Annotated in this window: 11 protein-coding genes; 8 read left to right on the forward strand and 3 right to left on the reverse strand. The window is 36.7% G+C overall.

The features are described from left to right. Window positions 1–55: 55 nt before the first annotated feature. Together RMA95_RS13980 and putP are read left to right on the forward strand one after the other, a co-directional pair. Entirely contained in the window at window positions 56–763 is a 708-nt protein-coding gene (locus RMA95_RS13980; RefSeq protein ID WP_311072289.1) for an NAD-dependent deacylase, read from the forward strand. Between the two features lie 409 nt (window positions 764–1,172). After that, entirely contained in the window at window positions 1,173–2,663 is a 1,491-nt protein-coding gene (gene putP / locus RMA95_RS13985) for a sodium/proline symporter PutP (protein ID WP_311071364.1), read from the forward strand. 35 nt (window positions 2,664–2,698) lie between these two features. Here the strand turns inward: putP and RMA95_RS13990 are convergent, their stop codons facing one another. Next, window positions 2,699–3,187, reverse strand: coding sequence for an Lrp/AsnC ligand binding domain-containing protein (locus tag RMA95_RS13990; RefSeq protein ID WP_019458967.1), 489 nt, complete (start codon window positions 3,185–3,187; stop codon window positions 2,699–2,701). A gap of 124 nt (window positions 3,188–3,311) precedes the next feature. On the opposite strand from RMA95_RS13990, the gene putA reads away from it, so the two are divergent. From putA to RMA95_RS14010, 4 genes are all read left to right on the forward strand, one after another. Beyond that, on the forward strand, window positions 3,312–7,064 hold the full coding sequence (gene putA / locus RMA95_RS13995) for a trifunctional transcriptional regulator/proline dehydrogenase/L-glutamate gamma-semialdehyde dehydrogenase (protein ID WP_311071366.1): 3,753 nt from the start codon (window positions 3,312–3,314) through the stop codon (window positions 7,062–7,064). Between the two features lie 107 nt (window positions 7,065–7,171). After that, window positions 7,172–7,645: a GrpB family protein gene (locus RMA95_RS14000; RefSeq protein WP_311071367.1), complete on the forward strand. Its 474-nt coding sequence runs from the start codon at window positions 7,172–7,174 to the stop codon at window positions 7,643–7,645. A 106-nt stretch (window positions 7,646–7,751) separates the two neighbouring features. Further along, entirely contained in the window at window positions 7,752–8,837 is a 1,086-nt protein-coding gene (trmA, locus tag RMA95_RS14005) for a tRNA (uridine(54)-C5)-methyltransferase TrmA (protein ID WP_311071368.1), read from the forward strand. Between the two features lie 248 nt (window positions 8,838–9,085). Beyond that, window positions 9,086–9,316 carry a hypothetical protein gene (locus tag RMA95_RS14010; RefSeq protein WP_002050077.1) on the forward strand — a complete coding sequence of 77 codons (231 nt, stop codon included), beginning with the start codon at window positions 9,086–9,088 and terminating at the stop codon, window positions 9,314–9,316. A gap of 35 nt (window positions 9,317–9,351) precedes the next feature. Here the strand turns inward: RMA95_RS14010 and RMA95_RS14015 are convergent, their stop codons facing one another. Continuing rightward, window positions 9,352–10,098 (reverse strand): phosphodiester glycosidase family protein, encoded by a 747-nt coding sequence (locus RMA95_RS14015; protein ID WP_311071371.1) that lies wholly within the window; start codon window positions 10,096–10,098, stop codon window positions 9,352–9,354. Between the two features lie 187 nt (window positions 10,099–10,285). On the opposite strand from RMA95_RS14015, the gene RMA95_RS14020 reads away from it, so the two are divergent. Next, window positions 10,286–10,876: a lecithin retinol acyltransferase family protein gene (locus RMA95_RS14020; protein WP_087605546.1), complete on the forward strand. Its 591-nt coding sequence runs from the start codon at window positions 10,286–10,288 to the stop codon at window positions 10,874–10,876. Window positions 10,877–10,922: 46 nt separating this feature from the next. Here the strand turns inward: RMA95_RS14020 and RMA95_RS14025 are convergent, their stop codons facing one another. Beyond that, window positions 10,923–11,513, reverse strand: a complete 591-nt coding sequence (locus RMA95_RS14025) for a YceI family protein (RefSeq protein ID WP_087605545.1) — start codon at window positions 11,511–11,513, stop codon at window positions 10,923–10,925. A gap of 214 nt (window positions 11,514–11,727) precedes the next feature. Here RMA95_RS14025 and RMA95_RS14030 point away from each other — a divergent pair, with 214 nt between their 5' ends. Then, window positions 11,728–12,135: an OsmC family protein gene (locus tag RMA95_RS14030; RefSeq protein WP_311071375.1), complete on the forward strand. Its 408-nt coding sequence runs from the start codon at window positions 11,728–11,730 to the stop codon at window positions 12,133–12,135. Window positions 12,136–12,183: the final 48 nt, after the last annotated feature.

Below are 12,183 nucleotides of genomic sequence, written 5' to 3' on the forward strand. Positions count from 1 at the left end.
TTAAACTGGTTTTTTTATATATGTATAAATCAGCTCTAAAAACTGGATGAATAGGATCACTGACATGACAAGACTTGTTGTATTTTCTGGTGCAGGCATGAGTGCAGAAAGTGGAATTAGTACTTTTCGTGACAGTAATGGCCTATGGGAAAATTATGATATACAACAAGTTGCCACTCCAGAAGCTTGGAATAAAGACGCTGCCTTAGTCCAGCGGTTTTATAACGAACGCCGTAAAAATATTTTAGAAGCTCAGCCAAATGAAGCTCATCAGTACATTGCCAAACTACAAGATCATTTCGATGTACAAGTTATTACTCAAAATATTGATGATTTACATGAGCGCGCTGGTAGCCACAATGTCTTGCATCTACATGGCAATATTCGACTAGCAAAAAGCTCGGGACCAGATGCACAATATACAACTGAATTTTATGAAATTAATGGTTGGAAGTTAGACTTAGAACATGACTTTTGCCCCAATGGCTATCCACTTCGTCCTCATGTAGTTTGGTTTGGTGAAGCAGTTCCAGCATTTGAAGAAGCCATAAAGCAAGTACAGAAAGCAAATATTTTCATTGTTATTGGTTCAACCTTAAGTGTTTATCCTGTTGCTGCTTTAGTTCATGAAATTCCTAATTACACTGAAGCCTACTATATAGATCCCCAAGCAGATCATTCTCGTGTTCCATCTCAATATAAACTATTAAATATGACGGCCACAGAAGGTATGAAAGAGCTATTTCATCAGTTGACGAACTGATATTTTCATAGTTTTTGCTGCAGATTTCGTCTTTAGAGTAGTCTCTTCATCTAAAATTGATTTAAAAATACTCAACTCATATCAATTTTTCTTGTAGTGAATATATTGTCATTGCTAATTTTGTAACCAAACATGCTATTTTATTCTCAAAATTTACCATTTCTATAATTTTTGAAAGTTTATAAGAATTATGCATGCCCTATAAGATATTGATTAAAATTGATTTAATTTATAATGTAACCAGAATTACATTGGTTTACATAAAAATACATAAAATACATCACAAAGATAACAGAGCAAAAAAATTCTTTTGTGGTTGAATCTCAACCTCTTGAAATGCCGTACAAGAAAACAGCGACCTGGATTAGGTTACAATCACGGATTATGGATATAAGGACACACATCCATTATGAGTTATTTTGATCCCACCCTCATCATGTTTATGGTGTACATCGTAGCAATGGTACTTATTGGCTTATTCGCCTACCGTGCTACAAGCGACTTCTCTGATTATATTCTTGGTGGTCGTAGTTTAGGCAGTTTTGTTACTGCATTATCCGCAGGCGCATCAGACATGAGTGGTTGGTTACTCATGGGCTTACCAGGAGCAATTTATCTTTCTGGTTTATCTGAAGCGTGGATTGCAATTGGTCTAATTATCGGTGCTTGGCTTAACTGGTTACTGGTTGCTGGTCGATTACGCGTTCATACTGAAATCCAAAATAATGCACTCACTCTGCCCGACTATTTTACAAGTCGATTTGATGACAAGAAAAAGATTCTTCGTATTTTCTCTGCCGTTATTATCTTGGTTTTCTTCGCAATTTACTGTGCCTCAGGTATGGTAGCTGGCGCTCGTTTATTTGAAAATTTATTTGGTATGTCATATACCACCGCAATCTGGTTAAGTGCTATTGCAACAATCAGTTATGTTTGTATTGGTGGATTCTTGGCAATTAGCTGGACTGATACTTTCCAAGCTGGCTTAATGATTTTTGCCCTTTTACTCACCCCAATCGTAACTTACCTTGCAATTGGCGACACAACTCAGTTTGTAACGCTTATTGAAACTGCTCGCCCACATGCATTTAACATCGTTTCAGATTTAAGTGTGGTAGCCGTTTTATCTTCAATGGCTTGGGGTTTAGGCTATTTTGGCCAACCGCACATTCTTGTACGTTTCATGGCTGCTGACTCTGTAAAATCAATTCCTGCTGCTCGCCGTATTGGTATGACTTGGATGATTTTATGTTTAGTTGGTGCTGTTGGTGCTGGTTTCTTCGGTATTGCATATTTCCAGCAACACCCTGAACTTGCAGCAGTTGTAAGCAAAAACCCTGAAACTGTATTTATGGAATTGACTAAAATTTTATTCAATCCATGGATTGTGGGTATCATTCTAGCTGCTATCTTGGCTGCTGTTATGAGTACATTAAGCTGTCAGCTTTTAGTATGTTCAAGTGCGCTAACTGAAGATTTGTACAAAGGTTTCATCCGTAAAAACGCATCTCAAAAAGAACTTGTATGGGTTGGTCGAGTCATGGTTCTTGCAATTGCAGTTCTTGCAATTGTGCTAGCAGGTAATCCTGACAGTAAAGTTCTTGGTCTTGTTGCTTACGCATGGGCTGGCTTTGGCGCTGCATTTGGTCCACTCATCATCTTGTCATTGTTCTGGAAACGTATGACTTTAGAAGGTGCTTTAGCGGGCATGATCGTAGGTGCTGTTGTTGTGATTGGTTGGAAAAATCTTTTCGCAGGCACTGGGGTTTACGAGATTATTCCTGGCTTTATCTGTGCGTTTATCAGCATCATTGTAGTGAGCTTAATTTCAAAAGCGCCAAACTCTGATGTGACTGATCGTTTTGAACAAGGCGACAAACTCTACAAAGAAAGTGTATAAAAATGAATAAAATAAAAAGGGGCTTCGGCCCCTTTTTATTTATTTTTCGTTTTGATTTTAATTTTTGAAGTATCTTTTACAACTTGCATCACAGGGTAGCTACGGGTTTCTTTCACACCAGGTAATTGCCATAGTACCTGCCCAGCAATACGTCTAAACTCCTCCATACTGCCACTTCGTAATTTAATTAAAAAATCAAATCCTCCACTGACCATATGGCATTCAACGATTTCTGGATAATGCACGACTGCATCAATAAACTCGTCTAAAACGTTAGGTGTTGTTTTATCAAGTAAGACCTCTACAAACACCAAAAAATTTGCATTCAGTTTGATTGGATTCAATTTGGCTTCATAGCCCAAGATAAATTCATCTTTTGTTAGCTTCTGCACTCGAGCCATAACAGCGGTTGGAGATAAGTTCACCATTTCGGCTAATTTACTATTAGAAATTCGCCCATCTGTTTGAAGAATATCCAAAATTTTTAAATCAGTGCGATCAAGGCTTAATAATGGGCCATTCATCTGAATTTTCCTCTAAAAAATAGGCTAAATATAGTGAGTTATTCGGTGTTTCTTCTGTAATCATAAATTATCTAAACCTCTCTACTCAAGATGAGTTTATGAGAGTCGGTTGTCGGAAATAGATATGAACACAATGGATACTTTTCATCAAATGGATAAATCTCACCAAGGCTATATCACCGAATTCAACGATAAAAGTGAGTTTGAACAGCGCATTAATACAGCTTGGCGACGTGCCGAACCTGAAGCTGTAGAAGAGTTATTACAAGCTGCTGCGGTATCTGATGATTTAGATCATAAAATTTATGACCTTGCATTTAACCTTGCCCATAATTTACGTGAACGTAAGACCTCTTCTGGGAAAGCAGGTATTGTTCAAGGGTTATTACAAGAGTTCTCTCTGTCTTCACAAGAAGGTGTGGCCTTAATGTGCCTTGCCGAAGCTTTGCTTCGTATTCCAGACACAGCAACACGTGACTTACTGATTCGAGATAAAATCAACCAAGGTAACTGGAAAGAACACGTTGGCCAAAGCAGTTTAATGTTTGTCAATGCTGCAGCATGGGGCCTCATGTTAACTGGTAAGCTTATGGAAACACCAAAGCAAACCAGTCTTTCAAGTGTACTTACTGGCCTTTTAGCACGTAGTGGACGTGGCATTATTCGTAAAGCAGTTGATGTTGCAATGCGTATGATGGGTGAACAGTTTGTAACTGGGGAAACCATTGAAGAAGCTGTAGACCATGCGAAAGTACTTGAAGATAAGGGATTTCGTTATTCTTATGACATGTTAGGTGAAGCAGCTTTAACTGACCATGACGCTGAACGCTACTTTAACGATTATACGCAAGCTATCCATGCCATTGGTAAGGCATCTAATGGTAAAGGCGTTTATGATGGCCCGGGTATTTCAATTAAGCTTTCTGCCTTACACCCTCGTTATCAACGTGCGCAAATTGAACGTGTTCATCAAGAACTTTACGGCAAAGTATTTGAACTTGCTCGTTTAGCCAAACACTACAATATTGGTTTAAATATCGATGCTGAAGAATCAGAGCGTTTAGAAATTTCGCTTGAGTTACTCGAACGTCTTTGTTTCGAGCCGGAATTAGCGAACTGGAAAGGCATTGGATTCGTTATTCAAGCTTATCAAAAACGCTGCTTCTTTGTAGTTGATTATATTATTGACCTTGCTAAACGCAGCCAAAAACGCCTCATGATTCGTCTTGTAAAAGGCGCATATTGGGATAGCGAAATCAAGAAAGCACAAATCGAAGGTATGGATGACTACCCTGTCTTCACACGTAAAGTACATACAGATTTATCTTATATTGCTTGTGCTAAAAAATTACTTGCAGCGCCAGAATATATCTATCCGCAATTTGCGACTCATAACGCTCAGACATTGGCAACAATTTATCATTTAGCTGATCCAAGCAAATATTATGCTGGTCAATATGAGTTCCAATGCTTACATGGCATGGGTGAACCACTTTATGAACAAGTTGTTGGTCCACGCGAGCAAAATAAATTAGGCGTGCCATGCCGTATTTATGCTCCAGTTGGTAACCATGAAACTTTGTTAGCTTATCTGGTTCGTCGTTTACTTGAAAATGGTGCAAATACTTCATTTGTTAACCGTATTGCCGATAAAACACTTAAGGTTGAAGACCTCATTCAGTCTCCAATTTACGATATACGCAATGCAGCTAAACTTGAAGGTTCAATTGGTTTAAAACACCCATCAATTCCTCTTCCTTTAGATATGTACGGCACACTCCGTAAAAACTCTAAAGGATATGACTTAGCAAACGATACTCCGCTTGAAGCTTTAGATAGCACAGCTCAACAACTACGTAATCGTGTTTGGCAAAGCCGTCCATTACTAGGAAATAACGCTTCAACAGAACAAGGTCATTCTGTTGCAATTACAAACCCAGCACAAAATGATGAAATTGTTGGGTATGTACAAGAAGCTGATCTTAATGATGTAGAAATTGCATTGAATGCAGCTGAACAGATACAAATTGAATGGGCAAATACACCTAAAGATCAACGCGCACAATATTTAAAACGTGCAGCTGACCTTATGGAAAGTCGTATTCAAGAGTTAATGGTATTACTTTGCCGTGAAAGTGGTAAAACTTATGCCAATGCAATTGCAGAAGTTCGTGAAGCTGTAGATTTCTTACGTTACTACGCAACTCAAGTTGAGAATCTTCCCGCAAATACAACTATTCAGCCACTTGGTACTGTACTTTGTATTAGTCCATGGAACTTCCCTCTTGCAATTTTCTCTGGTCAAATTGCTGCAGCATTAGTCAGTGGTAACTGTGTTATTGCAAAACCTGCCGAACAAACACCTTTAATCGCGGCTCAAGCAGTGCAAATTTTATGGGAAGCTGGTATTCCACATGGCGCTGTACAATTATTACCTGGCCGTGGTGAAACAGTAGGTGCTCAGCTTAGCCAAGATCGACGCATTGATGGCATCATGTTTACTGGCTCAACTGAAGTTGCAAAAATTTTGCAGAAAACAGTTGCAAAACGTTTGGCTGCTAATGGCCAATCTATTCCTCTCATTGCAGAAACTGGTGGTCAGAATGCAATGATTGTGGACTCATCTGCATTAACTGAACAAGTTGTACTAGATGTTGTAAGTTCTGCATTTGATAGCGCAGGTCAACGCTGCTCTGCTTTACGTATTTTATGTGTACAAGAAGATAGTGCGGCAAGCGTTATTAAAATGCTTAAAGGTGCAATGCAGCAGTTAATCGTAGGTAACCCTGCTATTTTAAAAACGGATATTGGTCCTGTTATTGATGAAGAAGCAAAACAGACAATTGATCAGCATATCCAAAAAATGAAGTCTAAAGGCTATCCAGTACATCAATTGATGTTTGGTGCAACTAGTCAAAATGAATTGAGCAAAGGTACTTTTGTTGTACCAACAGCAATTGAGTTACCTAACCTCGATGACTTACAACGCGAAGTTTTTGGTCCTGTTTTACACATCATTACCTATAAATACGGCGAACTTGAACAACTCATCTCACGTATTAATGCCAAAGGTTATGGTTTAACAATGGGTCTGCATACCCGTATTGATGAAACTATCCAAACCGTTATTCAACATGCTGAAGTGGGTAACCTTTATATCAACCGCAATATTGTTGGTGCTGTTGTTGGTGTTCAACCATTTGGTGGTGAAGGTTTATCGGGTACAGGTCCGAAAGCTGGTGGTCCGCTTTACATGTATCGCTTAATGCAAAATTGTTCAAATAAAGTATTGGCAACACCATTCGCTATGAAAAATGAACAAACTGCATATGAAGGCTTTAACCGAGAGGTTTATCAGAGCTTACAAAACTGGGCAAAACAGCATTTACCACAAGCAAATCGTGATATTGAACCATTTGGTGTAGGTAAGTTTTATGAGTTACAAGGCCCTACTGGGGAAAGTAACCAATATATTATTCTGCCGCGTCACCGTGTGCTTTCAATTGCAGACACTGAACAAAATCAATTACATCAATTACTCGCAATTTTTGCAGTGGGTAGCCAAGCTGCGGTAATGCCAAATAGTCCATTGTTGGCAAAACATAAACAAACGTTGCCAAAAGATGTTCTTGATGCAATTACTACAGTTAAAAACATCACATCAGATAATTTTGATGCTGTTTTACACCATGGTAGTCGTGAAGAGGTTCTTTCATTACAACAAGAAATTGCTAGCCGCTCTGGCGCAATTGTTGGCATTACACATGTTGAATCAAACGAGTCAATTCCACTTGAACGTTTAGTGATTGAACGTGCAATTAGTGTGAATACAGCTGCAGCTGGTGGCAATGCAAGCTTAATGACTATGTCTGACTAACACCTAAATTTATCTAAAAAAGCCCAAATCTCAGCATTTGGGCTTTTTTGTTTAATGAAGTAATCTATTTTTAAATATATAAATGTTATCGATTAGAGAATTTCATAATGATCTTTTTAGAATCAGAGCAATATCAACAAAAATGTATTCAACTTTTTAATTCGTATAAAAAAGATATTTCCACACTTCTCCCATTTGCCAAAGTTGAGCATATAGGTTCTTCTGCAATACCTAATGCAATTTCCAAAGGTGATCTAGATATTTATATTGAAGTTATGCCTGACCAATTTGAATTCGCAATAAACCAGTTAAAAACACTTAATTTTATAGAGAAACAAAATACGCTTAGAACACACGAGCTTTGTATGCTCGAATCACTCAACAACGATGATGTTGCATTTCAAATTGTAGTAACCAATTCAGTATTCACATTTTTCTTAATATTTAGAAATAAGCTTATAGACTCACCACTCTTGGTGAAAGAATATAATCAATTAAAATTGGAGTGTAGCCATTTAGACCATGATCAATATAGAAAAATAAAATCAGATTTTATTAACCGCGTCTTAAATCATCTCTAATTTAAGTGCCCTATTTCTTTATGAATATCTGACTAAAATTGGCTCCTGCAAGCGCGATTTTTTTGATACCATTCACTATTTGATTCTGTCTAAATTTTCTTTGTCTATGACCTCTTCTTATCGTCAACAACTTCAAGCTAAAATTGATCGCATTACTACTCAATTTTCTGAATTTACACCACCTACATTAGAAGTGTTTGAATCACCTGAACAACATTTCCGTATGCGTGCTGAGTTTCGGATCTGGCATACAGAAAATGATATGTTCTATGCCATGTTTGAACGTAACGATGAAGACAAACAAAAAACAGTTGTTCGCATAGACGAGTTTCCTATTGCAGACAAAAGCATTAATGATTTAATGCCTCGCCTTTTAGCAGAGCTCAAAGCAGAACCTTTACTTTCACAGCGTTTATTTGAAGTTGATTTTCTCGCAACACTTAGTGGAGAAATGCTAGTTACCCTGATTTATCACCGTAAACTTAATCAGGAGTGGGAACAAGCAGCTAAAGCACTTGCTGAAAAACTAAATATTAAAATTATGGGCCGTAGCCGAGGTCAGAAAGTTGTTATTGGCGATGACTTTGTTGTAGAAGAGTTTGAACTTTTAAACCGTACATTCAAATACAAACAAATTGAAAGCAGTTTTACCCAGCCGAATGCACAAGTTTGCAAAAAAATGCTGCAATGGGCATGTGATGCAGCTGAGGGTTCGAAAAAACACTTGCTAGAACTTTATTGTGGTAACGGTAACTTTACCCTTCCATTATCACTAAAATTCGAACGCGTACTTGCTACCGAACTTGCTAAATCATCAGTTTATGCGGCTCAATGGAATATTGAACAAAACCAGATCGATAATATTCAAGTAGCTCGTCTTTCAGCTGAAGAGTTTACTCAAGCCTATCAGGGTGAGCGCGAATTCCGCCGTCTGCAAGAAGCAAATATTGATATTCAAAGTTATGACTTTGATACCGTATTTGTAGACCCTCCGCGTGCAGGAATTGATGATGAAACTTTAAAACTTTTACAAGGTTTTGAGCGTATCATCTACATTTCATGTAATCCTGACACTTTATATGAAAATTTAAAAACGCTGACAAAAACTCATCGAGTGACTAAGTTTGCTTTATTTGATCAGTTCCCTTATACGCATCATGTTGAGTCAGGTGTATTACTTGAGAAGATTTAAACAAAATTTTTCAATGTAACACTATTTTATAAGGAGATTAAATATCTCCTTATTTTTCAACATTTTTTCATTAAGTATTTAAATTTAAAAAAAATATCAAGTCATCTATTCGTCATAATTTCGTTTAACTCAACCATTACTATCGAAAATTCTCTAGTTCAACTGGTGGATTTATCACTTATAGAGACTTGTATTTTAATTTAAATTGGCTATATTTCGATCTATGTTAGGTTGTATATGAAGGCTCTATGAGTTTTTGGCAAAAGCTGTTCTTAGCAGATCAACAGCATAACGAGCATAAGAATCAAACTGCTTGTGTTGAAAATGACTGCTCATGTAAAACTAATGAACAACTTCTAAGTGCGCTCGCACAAGCAACAGATGAAGATGTCATTATGGGAATAAAAAAAGTTCTTATTTCCCGTGGGTATAGCCGAAAAGAGTTAAATGAACTCATTCAAAAACCATCTATTCATTAATTATAAAGCCAGTCCTGTACTGGCTTTTTTGCATTTTATTTGACTGCACAAATTGCATGACTGACTAAACCAATAATAGGTCCCATATAAAATTTTCTATCATTACGGTTATTCTTTTGCAGATAGAGACTAGAGATAGAACCATCAAGATAAAGAGCTTGTTCTACTTTTAAATTCTTTTGGAAAAATTCAGCGAAATTATAAAAATTCACTCTATTTTTAGATATTACAAAATATAGCTTATTATTTTTTATACCTACTCCATTACGTATTTTCTTTGAATCGCTATTTGCTAGAAATAAGGGATTTATTTTCCCGTTCATTACTAACATAGGCCCAGATTGTGTCGCATAATCCGGTTGAAAAGCCTTTGCTTTATATTGTTCAGTTGTCCATATAACAGCTTGTCTTTTATTCCATGCTAAAACCCCATTAGGCTGCAAAAAAAAGTTTCCCCATCCTTTGTCTTCATTTAATGCTTGAATAACGTTCCCTTGTTCAATATACAACCCTACCGGAGAAAAGTTGGAATGAAACATTCCTGCATTCATTGCAAAAGTAAGCTGTTCACATGATTTGAGTTGGTGCCGAATATTGTCGAAGCTTTTATAATATTGATTAGTCTGTGGATTCTTCAAAAACAGACGTAGTTGATTTAAATTAGAAATTTCAATGACTTCAAATTGATCATCGGCAGCATTTTCAATTTGTTGATACTCTACAGCTAAAGCATATTGCACAAAAACTATAAAGTTCATAATACACAGTATTAATATTTTCATTAATGACAAACCTCATATGTCATTTTCTGTTCATAAGAACACTTTATTAAGTAAAAATGCTTTTATGTGATGTATACCCGAAAGTCGCTTATTCCACCTAATCAATACACTAGAACACAACCATATTCGTTATAATGTGAACAGCTTTTAATAAAAGTGATCAAAACTTTATTGGATCAGCGTGAATATGCAACAAACAAATAAACGCTACCCTTTAGGGGCTCATCTTATTGTAAAACATCTCGGCTATAGCCATCATGGTATTTACGCTGGGAGAGGTCGAGTTATTCATTATTCGGGCCTAGCACATTTCATCAAAAAACGTCCTATTGAAATCACATCAATAGATGCCTTTTCCCATGGCAAAAAAATTCATGTACGTTCTTACGATGCTCCACGTTACAAAGGAAAAGTTGTTGTACGGCGTATGCGCTCACGCATGCACGAAAACCATTATCATCTGATCATTAATAATTGCGAACATTTATGTAGTTGGGCAATTACGGGTATAGAAAGCAGTACCCAAGTTGAACGTATGATGCATCGTCTAACCACAATAGGCTATGTAAGTTCAATTATGAGTTATATGAATGGCATGATGTTGACCGTTGCAACTACCTGCTTTGCTCTTGTTCTTTATATTAAAAAGAAATTACGTGATCAGGCAAAAATGAAAGTACCAACTTATCAATTTTTAAGAGAAAAAGCCGAAAAAAGAAATGTAGATCCTTCTCAACCTTTAGTTTTTATAGAACCAGATAAAAAAGAACCAATCTAATTAAAAAAGTCCTCATCATTGAGGACTTTTTTAGAAAACTTACAACTTATTTTTTAGCTGCACTAGCTGCCGTTGCTTCAGTCGTAATGTTTACAGTGATCTTATCGCCCACGTTTGGCACATAGCTGCCTAGACCGAACTCAGAACGATTGAATGAAGTTGTCGCGTTGAAACCAATCGCTGGAACTTTTGCCATTGGGTGTTCACCCTGTTTGTTTAAAACAGCATCAAGTACAACTGGCTTAGTTACACCTTTAACAGTTAAGTCACCAGTAATTTTGAAGTGCTTTTTGTCTTTAGTTTCTACTTTTGTACTTTTGAAAGTGATATTTGGGTATTTAGCTGCATTAAACCAAGCTTCTTGTTGGAATTCTTTATCTAAAGCAGGTACGTTTGTATTTACGCTGCTTAAAGGAATTGTCACATTTACAGAAGAATTTGCTGGTTTAGCATTATCAACTTTAATTACACCTTGGATGTCCGAGAAGTTAGCGCTTGGTGTTGAAAAACCAAAGTGATTCCATGAGAAAACAGTCGCTGTATGCGTTGGATCAATTTTATAGTCCACTGGTGCAGCTAATGTAACTGTACTTGCCAATGCCACTGCCAAACCGAAGCTTAATGTCTTAAGATGCATTTTTCGTATCCTTTATTGATATAGTCGTTAGTGTATACATCAAGTAATTAAATTCACTATTCTTTATAAAACGATATGTTTCATCCATGCAACAATAAAAGCGTTACAGTTGTTATTCAAAACCCATATTATAAAGTATAGATATTTTTCTATTCGAAACTTTCAGATTTATTGGTTTTTACTTCGATTTTATTGATAAATAACAAGGTAAAACATGGTTAACACTGTTCAAGCACAAAGCACTTCTACTCCTTACCGAGTAACACTTACCGATCCATCTGGTCATCAATGGTTTGGAGATGAACCAACTGATAAAGGTGGACAAGATACAGCTCCGAACCCTGTTCAGCTTTTATTATCAGCTTTAGGTGCTTGCACTACAATTACATTAGAAATGTATGCAAGTCACAAAGGGATTAAGCTTGAGCATGTACAAGTCGATTTAGCCTTAAATCCAAATGTTGATCCGGAAGCAGGTCAAAATAACATTAAACGTAAAATTACTTTAAAGGGTGAATTTACTGAAGATCAACATAAACGTCTTTTAAAAGTTGCTGAAAGCTGCCCAATTCATAAGCTTTTAACTTCTAATATTTCGATTCAAACTGAGCTTAATATTTAAGATTTATAAAAAAAAGCGCCCTAGTTAGGACGCTTTTTTCTTCTGCTC

Origin of the sequence: Acinetobacter sp. V110_1 (assembly GCF_031798975.1) — a bacterium.
Classification (GTDB): Bacteria; Pseudomonadota; Gammaproteobacteria; order Pseudomonadales; family Moraxellaceae; genus Acinetobacter; species Acinetobacter nosocomialis_A.